At 70.5% G+C, this 17,084-nt stretch carries 11 protein-coding genes; 10 read left to right on the top strand and 1 reads right to left on the bottom strand.

What is annotated here, in order from left to right:
* Positions 1 to 37 precede the first annotated feature (37 nt).
* Complete coding sequence (locus ACIBCK_RS32300) at positions 38 to 1,213, bottom strand: hypothetical protein (RefSeq protein ID WP_399396030.1); 1,176 nt, start codon at positions 1,211 to 1,213, stop codon at positions 38 to 40.
* A 157-nt stretch (positions 1,214 to 1,370) separates the two neighbouring features.
* On the opposite strand from ACIBCK_RS32300, the gene ACIBCK_RS32295 reads away from it, so the two are divergent.
* The 10 genes from ACIBCK_RS32295 (at position 1,371) to ACIBCK_RS32250 (ending at position 17,036) form a co-directional block, all read left to right on the top strand.
* Entirely contained in the window at positions 1,371 to 3,776 is a 2,406-nt protein-coding gene (locus ACIBCK_RS32295; RefSeq protein WP_399396028.1) for an ATP/GTP-binding protein, read from the top strand.
* 204 nt (positions 3,777 to 3,980) lie between these two features.
* Positions 3,981 to 5,570: a PucR family transcriptional regulator gene (locus tag ACIBCK_RS32290; protein ID WP_399396026.1), complete on the top strand. Its 1,590-nt coding sequence runs from the start codon at positions 3,981 to 3,983 to the stop codon at positions 5,568 to 5,570.
* Between the two features lie 155 nt (positions 5,571 to 5,725).
* The gene (locus tag ACIBCK_RS32285; protein ID WP_399396025.1) at positions 5,726 to 7,171 is read left to right on the top strand and encodes an aldehyde dehydrogenase family protein; all 1,446 of its coding nucleotides are present in this window, start codon (positions 5,726 to 5,728) and stop codon (positions 7,169 to 7,171) included.
* Between the two features lie 264 nt (positions 7,172 to 7,435).
* On the top strand, positions 7,436 to 9,382 hold the full coding sequence (locus tag ACIBCK_RS32280; RefSeq protein ID WP_399396023.1) for an acyl-CoA dehydrogenase family protein: 1,947 nt from the start codon (positions 7,436 to 7,438) through the stop codon (positions 9,380 to 9,382).
* A gap of 109 nt (positions 9,383 to 9,491) precedes the next feature.
* On the top strand, positions 9,492 to 10,748 hold the full coding sequence (dxr, locus tag ACIBCK_RS32275; protein WP_399396021.1) for a 1-deoxy-D-xylulose-5-phosphate reductoisomerase: 1,257 nt from the start codon (positions 9,492 to 9,494) through the stop codon (positions 10,746 to 10,748).
* Positions 10,745 to 12,046 carry a M50 family metallopeptidase gene (locus tag ACIBCK_RS32270; protein WP_399396019.1) on the top strand — a complete coding sequence of 434 codons (1,302 nt, stop codon included), beginning with the start codon at positions 10,745 to 10,747 and terminating at the stop codon, positions 12,044 to 12,046. The genes dxr and ACIBCK_RS32270 overlap by 4 nt, the downstream gene beginning before the upstream one ends.
* A 163-nt stretch (positions 12,047 to 12,209) precedes the next feature.
* Positions 12,210 to 13,367, top strand: coding sequence for a flavodoxin-dependent (E)-4-hydroxy-3-methylbut-2-enyl-diphosphate synthase (gene ispG, locus ACIBCK_RS32265; RefSeq protein ID WP_399396017.1), 1,158 nt, complete (start codon positions 12,210 to 12,212; stop codon positions 13,365 to 13,367).
* A 438-nt stretch (positions 13,368 to 13,805) separates the two neighbouring features.
* A complete protein-coding gene (locus tag ACIBCK_RS32260) occupies positions 13,806 to 14,654 on the top strand; it encodes a GNAT family N-acetyltransferase (RefSeq protein WP_399396015.1) in 849 nt (282 codons plus the stop codon).
* A gap of 72 nt (positions 14,655 to 14,726) precedes the next feature.
* Complete coding sequence (locus ACIBCK_RS32255) at positions 14,727 to 15,272, top strand: GNAT family N-acetyltransferase (protein WP_399396013.1); 546 nt, start codon at positions 14,727 to 14,729, stop codon at positions 15,270 to 15,272.
* A gap of 69 nt (positions 15,273 to 15,341) precedes the next feature.
* Positions 15,342 to 17,036, top strand: a complete 1,695-nt coding sequence (locus ACIBCK_RS32250) for a proline--tRNA ligase (protein ID WP_399396011.1) — start codon at positions 15,342 to 15,344, stop codon at positions 17,034 to 17,036.
* The last annotated feature ends 48 nt before the right edge of the window (positions 17,037 to 17,084 follow it).

Genomic DNA, 17,084 nt, shown 5'->3' with positions numbered 1-17,084 from the left:
TTTGTCCTTGGTGGACATAGCGGCGGGCCCCGGCGGATCAAGGGGCGGGCGCGAGGCTGACGGGGCGGGCGCCGCCGGGCGCGGAGGCCATGCAGCGCGAGCCGAGATCACCCGCGATCCACAGCCGGGTGGCGGCCTCGTCGACGTGGGTGCGCCACGGGTTGGGGGTCAGGACCCGCCCGTCGACCGTGATCAGCTGGGCCTTGCCCCGCATACGGACCGTGCAGTCGACGGGGCGCCAAGCGTGGGCGGCCAGGAGCCGGGTCATGCGGCGGGTGCTGACGAGTACGTAGATGTGCATCGGCAGCGCCGTCAGCTGGAGCAGCACGATGCACATGAGGACGCCGATCCTGTCGTAGTCGTCGGTGGCGACGATCGTGACCTGGGCGGCGAGCAGCGCGGGCCACACGAGGAAGAGGAGAAGGCGGCGGCGCATCCGGCTTCGCATCGTGCGGGCCGTGGGCGGATGGGTGAGAGCCGGACGCGGGTCCTCGGGAAGGACCGGGTCCGCGGGCGCGGGGTCCGTCGGGCGACGGTGGCGGCGGCCGGCGACGAGGGCGTGGCGCTGCTGGAGATGGACGAGGCGGCGAGGTGTCTTCCCCGCTCCCGAGTGCGAGGACGCGGCGATGACCACGTCGGCACGTGGATCGCCGCAGCACCACAACACGCCGATCTCCGCCCGCTGTTCGGCGGTGGCTCCGGCACGCATGCGCCGGGTCCACCAGCGGGTGCGGGGGCCCGAGAGGAGGAGAGGGAGCCGTGCGTCGGGGTCGTCCGGGGCCTCGGGGTCCGGGACGGCGAACCACGGGGCGTCCCTCGCCGCCGCCGGATGGGCCGCAAGGCCGTGCTCGGCGCCTTCGATCAGCTGCCAAGGATGGCGGCGAAGCGTGCGGCGCATCCGGACCGTGTCGGGGAGCTCCGCGATCAGCAGCATGAGGACGGGGTAGGGAGCGCAGAAGGTGTACGGGATGAACACCACGGACGCCAGGGCGTAGACGTCCCGTGTGATGCCCAGCAACACGAACCACCCCGCGATCCACGCGACGAGGGCAAGCCTGGCCCTGACCGTGTGCCGACGCCAGGCCCGGCGGGTCGAGGGGGCGTCCCAGGCGACGGGGGTCCCGGGCGGCCGGAGAGTCAACGGCTGAGGCTCGGCGAGGGGTTCACGTTCCCCTTCGCCGACGGTCGCATCGGCGTTCTTGGGTTCGGGCATCGGATGACGGTAGCCGGATCGTTGTGTCCCGCCCAGTTCGCCGAGGCCCGCAACGCACTGCTGTCGCGGGCTCAGGCGCGTATTCGATGAACTACCCCTGCGGGGGCACTAGATTGAGCCGCGAAGCAGAAGAACCGCAGTCCAGGGGGCAAGAATCATGGATTCCGACGGCACGCAGGACGCGTACGGCGCTCATGCCACCCCCGTGCCGCGTCCGGCGCACGCCCCGCCGCCGGTGCCTCCTGCCGGGCTGCCTCCAGTGCCGCGGAGGCCGCCAGGTGCGCTGTCGGCTGTCGGCGACTGGCTGTCGGCGCCACGGCCCAAGGCAGGGCTCGGCATCTGGAGGTTCCGTCATGTTCCGCCGCCGGCGGGTGACGGCAAGCGACGGATGGATGGCGCCCTGGTGACGGGGGTCGTGATCTCCCTGGTGATCGGGCTGTTCCTCTGGTCGTTGTGGCGTGAGGCCGCCATTCCCTACCAGGGGCCGGTCATCAGGCTTTTTGTCCAGGGGGAGTGGTTCTACCCGGGGACTCTCAGTCCGAGGGAGAACATGTGGCAGGGCCCCGAAGCCCTGACGGCTGCCAGCGGGGTGTTCCTCGCGTTGCTGGTCTACGGAGTCGGCCGCCTCGGGAACTGGGCCGAGGCGCTCCGGCATCTCATCGGCCGGAGGGAGCAGCCCAGCCGTGCACTCCGAGCGGCGGCGGGCGCGCTGATCGTGCTGCTGTTCGTCTGGCCGGAGGCCTTCCCCGGGGTCACCTGGGAGCCTCTGCCGATTGCTACCGGAGTGATGTCGCTGACCGCCCTGTTCTCGGGAGGCTACGAGATCTTCGAGAACGAGATCGTCACGTACGGCCTGTATGTGCTGATCACTGCGGCGGTGCTCTGGCCGTTCGCGAAACTGGGTGACTGGCTGGGCTTCCTGCGTACGTGGCTCGCTCGGCCACGGCGGAGCAGGACCGCCCTCGCGCCATCGCCCCCCAACAGCCCCGCGCCCGTGGCGTCGCGGGCACAGTGGCCGGAGCTCAGGGGGGCGGGCAGGGACAAGGTGGCTGATGTGCTGTCCGCCGCCGTGCTGAGCGGCCAGATGAACGACGTCGACTGTGTGCGGGTGCGCCGGGCGTGGAGCACGGCGGGTGAGAACCCCGCGCTGCGCGACGCGTTCGACGACACGGTGCTGCGGCAAGGCGGGGCAGCCTGGATCCACCCCTCCGGATCGCGCGACCTTCCCTCCCGCACGGCGACCCACGACCTGCTGGTCGGTCAGGTTCGCATCGGACGATGCGTGTCCGAGGACCGCAACCCTGCTGGTAGCCGCGGCGCGGGCATCGCCCTGGAGCCCGCTGCCCTCGGCACGTCGCTGCTGGCGGTCGGTCCGTCCGGGGTGGGCAAGACGGAGCGGCTGGTCCGCCCGATCGTGGAGTCCCTCTCCCTGCAGGCGCTCACCGGCCAGTGCGCGGTCGTCGCTGTCTGTGCCTTTGGTACATCCCTTGGCAGTGACGACGGGTACGACGTCGTCGTCAAGATCGGCGATCCTGCGTCGGTGCACGATTTCGATCTGTACGCGGGTACTTCGGATCCTGACGAGGCCGCGTCCTTCCTGGCCGAAGGGCTCGTCGGGGACCTCGATGCTGTCGATAGCCGCCGCGCGGCAACGACGTTGGCCCAGGTGCTCGGCCCCTATTGGACGGCCTACGGCCGCTTCCCCTCGGTACCCGCTCTGCGCGAGCTCCTGGAAGGGGTTCCCTCGGCACTATCGGCCCTGCGCGATGCCCTGCGGTTGGACGACCACGCCGTTATGCGGCGCGAACTTGACGCGCGGGTCCGGCAGCAGGGCAGTGCCGCCGATCCGGGTCCGGCGCTCGCCGACAGACTCGCCCTGCTCGACCGCCCTGCCTTCGCCGAGTTCTTCGGCTCGGGCAGTGAGAGCCCGTTCTCCCTGCGCGCCGTGGTGCATCACCCCATGCGCGTGCGCATCGATCTGCCCGAACGTGGGCACGGGGAGGCTTCGCGGTTGATCGCGCGTCTCGTCCTGGCCCAGTTCAACTCGGTGGTGCACTCCCGCAGTGATCGCGAGCACTTTGTCTGCCTGGTACTCGACGACGCCACGCGCACAGTGACCCAGGAGACGGTCCAAGGCATCCAGCGCCTCCGGTCCGTGAACGCCGGGGTCGTGCTGGCCCTACGTACCGTGAGTGACGTACCTGAGGCGTTGCAGGGGCCGTTGTACGCGACTGTCGGCTGCCGTATGGCGTTTTCCGGGGTTACCACCTGGGACGGCAGACGCTTCGCGGAGGCGTGGGGCACGTCGTGGATCGAGACCCGCGAGGTTGCCCAGCACGCGGTCTTCGCCGATCAGCCGCTGACGCGCGCCCTGCACGCCTTTCGAAAATTCGTCACGGGCAAGGCCGTCACAAGGGACGCCGTCACCGTCCGCCAGGTCGAGCGCGAGCGGTGGTCCGCGTCCGAGCTCGCGCACGGGGTGCCGGCCGGGCACGCGGTGCTGTCCCTCACGGATGTGCGGGGCGAGCACGCGCCACCCCTGCTGGTGGATCTTCGGGGGTAGGCGCGGGGGCAGGGGCACGAATGTACGTACGGGCAATTCGGTCCCGTACGTACCGTACGGTGAGGCAGAATCGGCACAGGTCGTTCATACGTACCGGCCAAAAGATCCACATCTCGTCCGGGATTCAATGGCCGACCGGGACGCGCGCTCGACCGCCGCTGCCAGACCTGCCGCCCTGACCTGCTGACCACACCTGAAGGCCCCATGCCGCCCACGCTCGCCTCCCTCGTCCACCACTCCGCACTCAAGCTCACCGTGCGCGCGGGTGAGGAACATCTGGACGCGCCCGTGCGCTGGGCGCATGCCAGTGAGCTCACCGATCCCGTGCCCTACATGGAGGGCGGCGAACTCCTCCTGATCACCGCGCTCAAGCTGGACGCGGAGGATCCGGAAGCGATGACCCGGTACGTGAAGCGGCTCGCGGCGGCGGGTGTCGTCGGGCTCGGGTTCGCGGTCGGGGTGCATTACAAGGACATCCCGGAGGCGCTGGTCGAAGCCGCGGCCGAAGAGGGCCTCCCGCTCCTCGAAGTGCCGCGCCGCACCCCCTTCCTCGCCATCAGCAAGGCCGTCTCCGCCGCCATCGCCGCCGACCAGTACCGCGCCGTCACGGCCGGCTTCGCGGCCCAGCGCGAGCTGACGAAGCAGGCGCTGAGCGACGGCCCGGAGGGGCTGCTCGGCGCGCTCGCCGCGCAGGTGGACGGCTGGGCCGCGCTGTACGACGCGTCCGGCGCCGTCGTCGCCACGGCGCCCGAGTGGGCCTCCCGCAGAGCCGCCCGCCTCACCTCCGACGTGGAGCGGCTGCGCGATCGGGCAGCCCCCGCGAGCGCGGTCGTCGCGGGCGCGGAGGACCGGGTGGAGCTGCACTCGATCGGTACGGGACGCCGGCCCCGCGCCGCGCTCGCCGTCGGCACGGCATCCACCCTCGGCACCGCCGAGCGGTACGCACTGCACTCCGCCATAGCGCTGCTCACCCTCACCACGGAGCGCAACCGCTCGCTCCAGGCCGCCGAGGCCCGCGTCGGCTCCGCGGTGCTCCGGATGCTGCTCGCCGGGGAACCGGACCACGCCCGCACGGTGGCGGGGGAGTTGTACGGCAGCCTGCTCGACGCCCCGTTCCGCCTGGTGGTGGCGGAAGTCCCGGCCTCCGCCGCCCCGGAGGACGGCGACCCCTTCGCCGGGCTCACCGACGCCGTGGAGTCGGCCGCCGCGCGCGCCGGCGAGGCACTCCTCGTCGTCCCCTACGGCGAGCGCCTCGTGCTGCTCGTCGTGGACGGCGGCGCGGGCGCGGCGGCCTGCGTCGCGTACGCGCAGACGTTGGAAGCGGCGCAGTCCGAGGCGCCCGAGGCCGGCGCGGGCGACGGGACCGCTCTCCTCCTCGGCCTCTCCGCGCCCGCGGGCCCGATCGCGGCGGCCACCGCGTACAAGCAGGCCGACCAGGCGCTCTCCATCGCCAGGCGCCGGGGCCGCGCGATGGTCGAGCACGAGGACCTCGCGGCGGGCTCGGTCCTGCCGCTGCTCGCCGACGACGCGGTGCGGGCCTTCGCCGACGGACTGCTGCGCGCCCTGTACGAACACGACGCCACCGGCCGCGGCGACCTGATCGCCTCCCTGCGCGCGTGGCTCTCGCGCCACGGCCAGTGGGACGCGGCGGCGGCCGACCTCGGCGTCCACCGCCACACCCTGCGCTATCGCATGCGCAGGGTCGAGGAGATCCTGGGCCGCTCCCTGGACGACCCGGACGTCCGGATGGAGCTGTGGCTCTCGCTGAAGGCGACGTCCAGCGGTACGGAGTAGCCGCAAGGGGATACTCCCGGACAACTCCCCTGCCAAAGAGGCGTGCCCCCGGAGGGCAGTACTCCGAGTCGGACAAACGTCCCGCACCCACACCGCCCCTACGGTGGGGAACGTACCCCCCAAGACACACCTTCGCGGAAGGGCCGGGAATCGACATGACTTCCATCCACGCCTTCTGGCTCGCCGGTCGCCAGACCACCGGTGAGACCACTCTCGACGTCACATCGCCCTGGGACGGGCGGATCGTCGGCAAGGCTGCCGTCCCGACCGACGCCCAGGTCGAGGAGGCCGTCGCCGCCGCGTACGCCGTGCGCGACGAGTTCGCCGCGACCCCGGCACACGTGCGGGCCGCCGCACTCGACCACGTGAGCCGCAGGCTCGTCGAGCGCACGGAAGAGATCGCCCAGCTCATCTCCGCGGAGAACGGCAAGCCGATCAAGTGGGCCCGCGGCGAGGTCGGCCGCGCCGTCTCCGTCTTCCGGTTCGCCGCGGAGGAAGCCCGCCGGTTCAACGGCGGCGAGGCCCAGCGCCTCGACACCGACCTCGGCGGCCAGGGGCGCCTCGCCTTCACGCGCCGCTACTCGAAGGGTGCCGTCCTCGGCATCGCGCCGTTCAACTTCCCGCTGAACCTCTGCGCCCACAAGATCGCCCCGGCCATCGCGTCCGGCACGCCGATCATCCTCAAGCCGGCGCCCGCGACCCCGCTCTCCGGTCTCCTCATCGGCGAGCTGCTCGCCGAGACCGAGCTGCCCGCCGGGTCCTGGTCGGTCCTGCCGGTCGCGAACGAGAAGATGCCCGCCCTCGTGCAGGACGAGCGCCTTCCCGTGATCTCCTTCACGGGCTCCGAGAAGGTCGGCTACGCGATCATGGACTCGGTGCCGCGCAAGCACTGCACCCTGGAGCTCGGCGGGAACGGCGCCGCCGTCGTCCTGTCCGACTACTCCTCCGACGAGGACCTCGACTGGGCCGCCGCGCGCATCGCGACCTTCTCCAACTACCAGGGCGGCCAGTCCTGCATCTCGGTGCAGCGCGTCATCGCCGACGCCTCCGTGTACGACCGGCTCGTGCCGCGCGTGCTCAAGGCCATCGAGGGCCAGGTCACCGGCGACCCGTCCGACCCGAAGACGGACGTCGGCCCGCTCGTCAACGAGGACGCCGCCAAGCGCGTCGAGTCCTGGGTCGACGAGGCCGTGCAGGCGGGCGCCCAGCTGCTCGCGGGCGGCAAGCGTGACGGTGCCTCGTACGCGCCGACCGTGCTCGCCGACGTACCGGCCGACGCCACCATCGCCTGCGAGGAGGTCTTCGGACCCGTCCTCACGATCAAGAAGGTGAACGGCGAGGCGGAGGCGTTCGCCGCCGTCAACGACTCCAAGTACGGCCTCCAGGCGGGCGTCTTCACGCACGACCTGCAGACCGCCTTCCGCGCGCACCGCGACCTGGAGGTGGGCGGCGTGGTCATCGGCGACGCCCCCTCCTACCGCGCCGACCAGATGCCGTACGGCGGCGTCAAGCAGTCCGGTGTGGGCCGCGAGGGCGTCCGCTTCGCGATGGACGACTACACCTACGAGCGCGTCATGGTCCTGACGGGCATCGCCCTGTAAGGCAGGCACGCCCTGTAAGGCAGGCATCGCAAGGCCACGATCCGGACGGCCGGAGCCCACTGTGCGGGGGCTCCGGCCGTTCTCGTGCGTGAGGGCGCCGGGCGGGCCGCACTGCGCCGAACGCTGCGCGAAGACTGGTGGGCTGAGAACGAATCGGGTACATACGATCCATACGATCGAGTAGCACCAGTCAGTAACCGACCGGGTCAAGATCGGGTCATACGGAGCCGATCGGCCCCCCTTCGCGGCGAGGTGAGCTCCTCAATGCCCGCTCAACCCACACCCCCTTCCGGGGCGTCCGTCAGCGAACGCGAGGCACGGCAGGTAGCCGAGGCCGCCCGTGAACAGGACTGGCGCAAGCCCAGTTTCGCCAAGGAACTCTTCCTCGGGCGCTTCCGGCTCGACCTGATCCACCCGCATCCCATGCCCGCCGACGAGGACGCCAGGCGCGGCGAGGAGTTCCTCGCCGAACTCCGCGACTTCTGCGAGACGAAGATCGACTCGGCCCGCATCGAGCGCGACGCGCAGATCCCCGACGAGGTGATCAACGGGCTCAAGGAGCTCGGCGCGCTCGGCATGAAGATCGACACCAAGTACGGCGGCCTCGGCCTCACGCAGGTGTACTACAACAAGGCGCTGGCCCTCGTCGGCTCCGCGAACCCCGCGATCGGCGCCCTGCTCTCCGCCCACCAGTCGATCGGCGTACCGCAGCCGCTCAAGCAGTTCGGCACCCAGGAGCAGAAGGACGAGTTCCTGCCGCGCTGCGCCCGCACGGACATCAGCGCGTTCCTCCTGACCGAGCCCGACGTCGGCTCGGACCCGGCCCGCCTGGCCACCATGGCGGTGCCCGACGGCGACGACTACGTCCTGGACGGCGTGAAGCTGTGGACCACGAACGGCGTCGTCGCCGACCTCCTGGTCGTCATGGCACGGGTACCGAAGTCGGACGGCCACAAGGGCGGCATCACGGCCTTCGTGGTGGAGGCGTCGGCGGACGGCATCACCGTCGAGAACCGCAACGCCTTCATGGGCCTGCGCGGCCTGGAGAACGGCGTGACCCGATTCCACCAGGTCCGCGTCCCCGCCGCGCACCGCATCGGCCCTGAGGGCGCGGGCCTGAAGATCGCCCTGACGACCCTCAACACCGGCCGCCTCTCGCTGCCCGCGATGTGCGTCGGCGCCGGCAAGTGGTGCCTGAAGATCGCCCGCGAGTGGTCGGGCGCGCGCGAGCAGTGGGGCAAGCCGGTCGCGCTCCACGAGGCGGTCGGCGCGAAGATCTCCTTCATCGCGGCGACGACCTTCGCCCTGGAAGCCGTACTCGATCTCTCCTCGCAGATGGCCGACGAGGACCGCAACGACATCCGCATCGAGGCGGCGCTCGCCAAGCTGTACGGCTCCGAGATGGGCTGTCTGATGGCCGACGAACTGGTGCAGATCCGCGGCGGCCGGGGCTTCGAGACCGCCGAGTCCCTCGCGGCCCGCGGCGAACGCGCCGTCCCGGCGGAACAGGTCCTGCGCGACCTGCGCATCAACCGCATCTTCGAGGGTTCGACGGAGATCATGCACCTGCTGATCGCCCGCGAGGCGGTGGACGCGCACCTGAAGGTGGCGGGCGACCTGATCGACCCGGACAAGTCCCTGACCGACAAGGCGAAGGCGGGCGCGAAGGCAGGCGGCTTCTACGCCCGCTGGCTGCCGAAACTGGTCGCGGGTCCCGGCCAACTCCCGAGCTCGTACGCCGAGTTCCACCCCAGCGGCCACGCGGACCTCTCCCCGCACCTGCGCTACGTGGAACGCAATGCCCGCAAGCTGGCCCGCTCGACCTTCTACGCGATGTCGCGCTGGCAGGGAAAGATGGAGACCAAGCAGGGCTTCCTGGGCCGGGTGGTCGACATCGGCGCCGAACTCTTCGCGATGAGCGCGGCGTGCGTACGGGCCGAGCTGCTGCGGACGACGGAGGACCACGGCCGCGAGGCCTATCAGCTGGCCGACACGTTCTGCCGCCAGTCCCGCATCCGCGTCGACGAGCTCTTCGACCGGCTGTGGAAGAACACGGACGACGTGGACCGCAAGGTGGTCAAGGGCGTCCTGAACGGCATGTACACCTGGCTGGAGTCGGGCGTCGTCGACCCCAGCGGCGAAGGCCCCTGGATCGCGGACGCCACACCGGGCCCGAGCACACGGGAGAACGTCCACCGGCCGATCCGCTGACGGCTTTCCGGGGCGTTCCCTGCCGCGGGAACGCCCCGGAACACGATTTCGGCCGACCGGATCGGGGCGCAGTGTCTCCTCACACCTCCGCCCAGGCCAGAATGGGGGGATGAGCGACAGCCCAGCCCCCCTCGCCGACCCGCATCTCGTCTTCGACCCCGTCGCGACGGACGGTCCGCGGGACATCGTCATCCTCGGCTCGACCGGTTCGATCGGCACCCAGGCCATCGACCTCGTCCTGCGCAACCCCCGTCGCTTCCGCGTCACCGCGCTCTCCGCCGCCGGTGGCCGCGTCGGACTGCTCGCCGAGCAGGCGAGGCAGCTGCGGGTGCGGACCGTGGCCGTGGCCCGCGAGGACGTCGTACCGGCGCTGCGCGAGGCGCTGAAGGGGCAGTACGGCGACGAGCCGCTGCCCGAGATCCTCGCCGGGCCCGACGCGGCCACGCAGGTCGCCGCGTCCGACTGCCACACCGTCCTGAACGGCATCACTGGCTCCATCGGGCTCGCGCCCACGCTCGCCGCGCTCGAAGCGGGCCGCACCCTCGCGCTCGCCAACAAGGAGTCGCTGATCGTCGGCGGGCCCCTGGTGAAGGCGCTCGCCAAGCCGGGGCAGATCATCCCCGTCGACTCCGAGCACGCCGCGCTCTTCCAGGCGCTCGCGGCGGGCACCCGCGCCGACGTGCGCAAGCTGGTCGTCACCGCCTCCGGTGGCCCGTTCCGGGGACGTACGAAGGCCGATCTGGCGAATGTCACGCCGGACGACGCGCTCGCGCACCCCACCTGGGCCATGGGCCCGGTCATCACGGTGAACTCCGCGACACTCGTCAACAAGGGCCTGGAGGTGATCGAGGCACACCTCCTCTACGACATCCCCTTCGAGCGCATCGAGGTCGTCGTCCACCCTCAGTCCTACGTGCACTCCATGGTCGAGTTCACCGACGGATCGACGCTGGCCCAGGCCACGCCGCCGGACATGGGCGGCCCGATCGCCATCGGCATCGGCTGGCCCGAGCGGGTGCCGGACGCGGCGCCCGCCTTCGACTGGACGAAGGCCTCCAGCTGGGAGTTCTTCCCCCTGGACAACGACGCTTTCCCGTCGGTCGGGCTCGCCCGGCACGTGGGGAAGCTCGCGGGTACGGCCCCGGCAGTGTTCAATGCCGCAAACGAGGAGTGCGTGGACGCGTTCTTGAACGGCGCCCTGCCCTTCAACGGGATCATGGAGACCGTCACGGAGATCGTCGCCGAACACGGCACACCGTCCGCGGGAACTTCCCTGACCGTCGCGGACGTCCTCGAAGCGGAGACCTGGGCGCGCGCCCGGGCCCGTGAACTGACGGCGAAGGCGACCGCGGAGGCCCGCGCATGACGACCTTGATGATGATCCTCGGCATAGTCGTCTTCGCGGTCGGGCTGCTGTTCTCGATCGCCTGGCACGAGCTGGGTCACCTGTCGACCGCCAAGCTGTTCGGCATCCGCGTGCCGCAGTACATGGTCGGTTTCGGCCCGACGATCTTCTCGCGCAAGAAGGGCGACACCGAGTACGGCATCAAGGCCATCCCCCTCGGCGGGTACATCCGCATGATCGGCATGTTCCCGCCGGGCCCTGACGGACGCCTTGAGGCACGGTCCACCTCCCCCTGGCGCGGCATGATCGAGGACGCGCGGTCGGCCGCCTTCGAGGAGCTCAAGCCCGGCGACGAGACGCGGCTCTTCTACACGCGCAAGCCGTGGAAGCGCGTGATCGTGATGTTCGCGGGCCCGTTCATGAACCTGATCCTGGCCGTGGCGATCTTCCTCGGCGTGATGATGACCTTCGGCATCAGCACGCAGACGACGACGGTCGGCAAGGTGTCCGACTGCGTCATCCAGCAGAGCGAGAACCGCACGAAGTGCGAGAAGGGCGACACGGTCGCGCCCGCCAAGGCGGCGGGCCTGAAGCTCGGCGACAAGATCGTCGGCTTCCAGGGGCAGCCCATCGACGACTGGTCCGCGCTCCAGGGCAAGATCCGCGAGACGATCGGCCCGGCCACCATCACGGTCGAGCGCGACGGCAAGCAGGTCGACCTGCAGGCCAACCTCATCAAGAACCAGGTCAGCAAGACCGACGGTGAGGGCGGCTATGTGGAGGGCAAGTACGTCTCCGCGGGCTTCCTCGGCTTCACCCCCGCCACCGGCGTCGTCCAGCAGGGCTTCGGCGACTCCGTGAGCCGCATGGGCGACATGATGGAGAACGGCGTCGAGTCGCTCATCGCGCTGCCCTCCAAGATCCCCGACCTGTGGGACGCGGCCTTCGGGGACGGCGACCGCAAGCAGGACTCCCCGATGGGCGTCGTCGGCGCGGCCCGCGTGGGCGGCGAGGTCTTCACGCTGGACATCCCGCCGGAGAACCAGATCGCGATGATGCTGTTCCTGGTGGCGGGCTTCAACCTCTCGCTGTTCCTGTTCAACATGCTGCCGCTGCTGCCGCTGGACGGCGGTCACATCGCCGGGGCGCTGTGGGAGTCGGTCCGCCGCAAGGCGGCCAAGCTCCTGAAGCGGCCCGACCCGGGCCCCTTCGACGTCGCGAAGCTGATGCCCGTCGCCTACGTGGTGGCCGGGATCTTCATCTGCTTCACGATCCTCGTCCTGATCGCGGACGTTGTTAACCCGGTGAGAATCTCCTGATAAGGCGAAGTTTGGGGCGGCCGGGCACTCTCTGTGTCCGGCCGCCCACCTTTGGGTGGACTTACGGACGTGATGTGCTCGGGCCCTGTGGGGTGCCGTAATCTCGAAGTCTGGAGCCCGCCGAACTCGGGACCTTGATCCACACCTTGGGGATGCACGCCAGATGACTGCCGTTTCTCTCGGAATTCCGTCCGTACCGACCAAGCTCGCCGACCGCCGCGTCAGCCGCAAGATCCAGGTCGGTACGGTCGCCGTCGGCGGGGACGCACCGGTGTCGGTGCAGTCGATGACGACGACGCGTACGTCCGACATCGGGGCGACGCTGCAGCAGATCGCCGAACTGACGGCGTCCGGCTGCCAGATCGTGCGGGTGGCGTGTCCGACACAGGACGACGCGGACGCACTCGCGACGATCGCGCGGAAGTCGCAGATCCCGGTGATCGCCGACATCCACTTCCAGCCGAAGTACGTCTTCGCGGCGATCGACGCCGGTTGCGCCGCCGTCCGTGTGAACCCGGGCAACATCAAGCAGTTCGACGACAAGGTCAAGGAGATCGCGCGCGCCGCGAAGGACGCCGGCACCCCGATCCGCATCGGCGTGAACGCGGGCTCGCTGGACGCGCGCCTCCTCAAGAAGTATGGCAAGGCCACCCCGGAGGCCCTGGTCGAGTCGGCCCTCTGGGAGGCGTCGCTCTTCGAGGAGCACGGCTTCCGGGACATCAAGATCTCGGTCAAGCACAACGACCCGGTGGTCATGGTCAACGCCTACCGCCAGCTCGCCGCGGCCAGTGACTACCCCCTGCACCTCGGCGTGACGGAGGCGGGCCCGGCCTTCCAGGGCACGATCAAGTCGGCGGTCGCCTTCGGCGCGCTGCTCTCCGAGGGCATCGGCGACACGATCCGCGTCTCGCTCTCGGCTCCGCCGGTCGAGGAGATCAAGGTCGGCATCCAGATCCTGGAGTCCCTGAACCTCAAGCCGCGCCGCCTGGAGATCGTCTCCTGCCCGTCCTGCGGCCGCGCCCAGGTCGACGTCTACAAGCTGGCCGAAGAGGTCACCGCCGGCCTTGACGGCATGGAGGTCCCCCTGCGCGTCGCCGTCATGGGCTGCGTCGTGAACGGCCCCGGCGAGGCCCGCGAGGCGGACCTCGGCGTCGCGTCCGGCAACGGCAAGGGCCAGATCTTCGTGAAGGGCGAGGTCATCAAGACCGTCCCCGAGTCGAAGATCGTGGAGACCCTCATCGAAGAGGCCATGAAGATCGCCGAACAGATGGAGAAGGACGGGGTTCCCTCCGGGGAGCCGTCGGTGGCGGTCGCGGGCTGATTCTCTCGTGTACGTGGGCCCCGCCACCGGCGTATCTGGTGGCGGGGCCCAGGTGCGTCTGCTGGGTACGTGGCGGCTGCGGTTGCCGGTTGTTTTGGGGCTGAGCCTGCCGGCTGACGTGCGGGCCGCCGCCGGCCTGAACCGCCGCTCCGCGGCGGATGTTTCCCGCCCACCCACCCGATCACCCCCGAGCGATCGAGCGGGCGGGAACCTGCTGCGTCGGGGCCAGGCTCAGCTGGCTCACGGCACGGGGGGATGCGGGGCAATCGGGTGGGTGGGCGGGAGACCCGCCGCGAAGCGGCGAAATGGCGCCGGCCCCACCGGTCGGCCCCGCCTCACGACAAGGGAACCCCACGGGACAAAAGGCACCCCCCGCACAAGGCGCCCCCGCCAGGTACAGTGCGGAGATCAGCAGACCGTATGGTGAGGCCCCCGCACGTGTTGACTCAGACCACCACCAGGGTCCTCGAACCGAGTGACCTGGACGCCGCGCTCGCCGTCCTCGACCGCGAGCCCGTGGCCAACGCCTTCGTGACCTCACGAGTCCGCGTCGCCGGCCTCGACCCCTGGCGGCTCGGCGGCGAGATGTGGGGCTGGTACCAGGACGGAATGCTGGAGTCCCTCTGCTACGCGGGCGCCAACCTCGTCCCGATCTGCGCGACCCCGCGAGCGGTCCGCGCCTTCGCCGACCGCGCCCGCAGGGCAGGCCGCCGCTGCTCCTCCATCGTCGGCCCCGCCGAACCCACCGCCCAGCTGTGGCGGCTGCTCGAACCGTCCTGGGGCCCCGCCCGCGAGGTCCGCACCCAGCAGCCCCTGATGGTCACCGACCGTCTCCCGCACGACATCACCCCCGACCCGTACGTCCGTCGCGTCCGCAAGGACGAGATGGAGACGATCATGCCCGCGTGCGTGGCGATGTTCACCGAGGAAGTCGGCATCTCGCCGATGGCGGGCGACGGCGGCCTCCTCTACCAGGCGCGGGTCGCCGAACTCGTCGGCGCGGGGCGCTCGTTCGCACGCCTCGACCGCGACGGCAAGGTCATCTTCAAGGCGGAGATCGGCGCGGCCACGGCACAGGCCTGCCAGGTACAGGGCGTCTGGGTGGCCCCCGAGTTCCGGGGACAGGGCTACGCGGCACCGGGCATGGCGGCCGTCCTGCGCTACGCCCTGACGGACGTCGCCCCGGTAGTCAGTCTCTACGTCAACGACTTCAACACCGCGGCCAGGGCGGCGTACCGGCGGGTGGGGTTCCAGGAGGTCGGGGCGTTCATGAGTGTCCTGTTCTAGTCCCCTTCCGGGTCCTACGCGTCTCACATCGCACTCCTCACGTACCCCTGTCCGCGAGTTAAGGTTCGGCGCATGACTGACGACGTCGTGATCGGTCCGCTGGACCTCGCCACGCACGTGGACGAGGCGCTGCGGGTGCAGGCCCACGCCTTCGGGCTCAGCGACGACGAGGTGGCCGTGCGGCGGCAGATCGTGCTGCGGCACATCACCTACCCCGGGGCCCGCGCGCTCGGCGCAAGCACCCCCGAGGGGCGGCTCGTCGGCTTCGTCTACGGCATGCCGAACGACCGCGGCCACTGGTGGTCCACGGTCGTCGAGCCGTATCTGCGGGCCGGCGGCAGCGACGAGTGGCTCGACGACTCCTTCGTGATCACCGAGCTCCATGTGCAGCCCGGCCACCAGAACCGCGGGGTCGGCCGCACCCTCATCACCACCATCACGGACGCCGTCGACCAGCCCCGCTCGATCCTCTCCGCGATCGACATCGAGAGCCCCGCGCGGGGCCTCTACCGCTCCCTCGGGTACGCGGACCTGGCCCGCGACGTCCAGTTCCCCAGCGCCCCGAAGCCGTACGCGGTGATGGGCGCGCCGCTCCCGCTGAGGCGCCCCGGCACCTAACCGATTTCCGCACGCCCCCGCGCCCCGGCTAACCTCCTGCACATCATTCTTTCCACGCAGGAGTTCACCATGGCCCAGGTCCAGCGCATGTCCCGATTGATGATCAAGACACTGCGCGACGACCCGGCGGACGCCGAGACGCTCAACCACAAGCTGCTCGTGCGGGCCGGATACGTCCGCCGCACCGCCGCCGGCATCTGGTCCTGGCTCCCGCTGGGCAAGAAGGTCCTGGAGAACATCACCCACGTCGTGCGCGAGGAGATGGACGCCATCGGCGCCCAGGAAGTGCTCCTGCCCGCGCTCCTGCCCAAGGAGTCGTACGACGCGACGGGCCGCTACGACGAGTACGGCGACCTGCTCTTCCGTCTCAAGGACCGCAAGGGCGCGGACTACCTCCTCGGTCCCACGCACGAGGAGATCTTCACCCAGATCGTCAAGGACCAGTGCTCGTCCTACAAGGACCTGCCGGTGATCCTCTACCAGATCCAGACGAAGTACCGCGACGAGGCCCGCCCCCGCGCCGGTGTGCTGCGTGGCCGCGAGTTCCAGATGAAGGACTCGTACTCCTTCGACACGACGGACGAGGGCCTCGCCGCCTCGTACGACTTGCACCGCGCCGCGTACATCAAGATCTTCGAGCGTCTCGGCCTCGACCACCGCATCGTCTCCGCCGTCTCCGGCGCGATGGGCGGCTCCGCGTCCGAGGAGTTCCTGGCGCCCGCGCCGGCCGGTGAGGACACGTTCGTGGACTGCCCCGCGTGCGACTACGCGGCGAACACGGAGGCGGTGTCCTTCGTCGCCGCCGAGGTGGACGGTTCGGCGCACGGCCCGGTCGAGGACCTGGACACCCCCGACACCCCGACGATCGAGACGCTCGCGGCCCACCTCGGCGTCCCGGCCTCCGCGACCCTGAAGAACCTCCTGATCAAGGTCGACGGCGAGATCGTCGCCGTGGGCGTCCCCGGCGACCGCGAGGTCGACCTCGGCAAGCTCGGCGAGCACCTGGCGCCCGCCGTCGTGGAGCTGGTGACGGCGGAGGATTTCGAGGGCCGCGACGATCTCGTACGCGGCTACGTCGGTCCGCAGGGCCTGGAGAAGGTCCGCTACATCGCCGACCCGCGGGTGGCGGCGGGCACCGCCTGGATCACCGGCGCCAACAAGATCAACACGCACGCGAAGAACGTCGTCGCGGGCCGTGACTTCGAGGTCGACGACTACCTCGACGTCGTGGTCGTCGAGGAGGGCGACCCCTGCCCCAAGTGCGGCACCGGCCTGCAGCTGGACCGCGCCATCGAGATCGGCCACATCTTCCAGCTGGGCCGCAAGTTCGCCGACGCCTTCCAGCTGGACGTCCTCGGCAAGGAGGGCAAGCCGGTCCGCGTGACCATGGGCTCGTACGGCATCGGCGTCTCGCGCGCGGTGGCGGCGCTCGCCGAGCAGACGGCGGACGACAAGGGCCTGTGCTGGCCCAAGGAGATCGCCCCCGCCGACGTCCACGTGGTGGCCGCGGGCAAGGCGCTCCAGACGGAGCTGGCCCTCGACGTCTCCGAGCAGCTGAACGCCGCGGGTGTGCGGGTCCTGGTCGATGACCGTGCGGGCGTCTCGCCCGGCGTGAAGTTCACTGACGCGGAGCTGATTGGTATGCCGCAGATTCTGGTGGCCGGCCGTCGCTCCGCCGAGGGCGTGGTGGAGCTGAAGGACCGGCGGACCGGGGAGCGCGAGGAGCTGACGGTGGCGGAGGCTGTGGCGCGGCTGACTGCCTGATTCGGGCTGGGGTGCGGGCGGGCCCTGCGGGGCTCTCCCCAATCCCAC

Origin of the sequence: Streptomyces sp. NPDC051218, assembly GCF_044455475.1 — a bacterium.
Taxonomy (GTDB): Bacteria; Actinomycetota; Actinomycetes; order Streptomycetales; family Streptomycetaceae; genus Streptomyces.
This window is presented reverse-complemented; position numbering and strand designations above follow the sequence as displayed.

Bases quoted from the DNA above. Each gene is read 5' to 3' on its own strand.
- ACIBCK_RS32255 (WP_399396013.1), top strand. From the start codon at position 14,727: ATGACTGACGACGTCGTGATCGGTCCGCTGGACCTCGCCACGCACGTG.
- ACIBCK_RS32250 (WP_399396011.1), top strand. From the start codon at position 15,342: ATGGCCCAGGTCCAGCGCATGTCCCGATTGATGATCAAGACACTGCGC.
- ACIBCK_RS32280 (WP_399396023.1), top strand. From the start codon at position 7,436: ATGCCCGCTCAACCCACACCCCCTTCCGGGGCGTCCGTCAGCGAACGC.
- dxr (WP_399396021.1), top strand. From the start codon at position 9,492: ATGAGCGACAGCCCAGCCCCCCTCGCCGACCCGCATCTCGTCTTCGAC.
- ACIBCK_RS32290 (WP_399396026.1), top strand. From the start codon at position 3,981: ATGCCGCCCACGCTCGCCTCCCTCGTCCACCACTCCGCACTCAAGCTC.
- ispG (WP_399396017.1), top strand. From the start codon at position 12,210: ATGACTGCCGTTTCTCTCGGAATTCCGTCCGTACCGACCAAGCTCGCC.
- ACIBCK_RS32300 (WP_399396030.1), bottom strand. From the start codon at position 1,213: ATGCCCGAACCCAAGAACGCCGATGCGACCGTCGGCGAAGGGGAACGT.
- ACIBCK_RS32295 (WP_399396028.1), top strand. From the start codon at position 1,371: ATGGATTCCGACGGCACGCAGGACGCGTACGGCGCTCATGCCACCCCC.
- ACIBCK_RS32270 (WP_399396019.1), top strand. From the start codon at position 10,745: ATGACGACCTTGATGATGATCCTCGGCATAGTCGTCTTCGCGGTCGGG.
- ACIBCK_RS32285 (WP_399396025.1), top strand. From the start codon at position 5,726: ATGACTTCCATCCACGCCTTCTGGCTCGCCGGTCGCCAGACCACCGGT.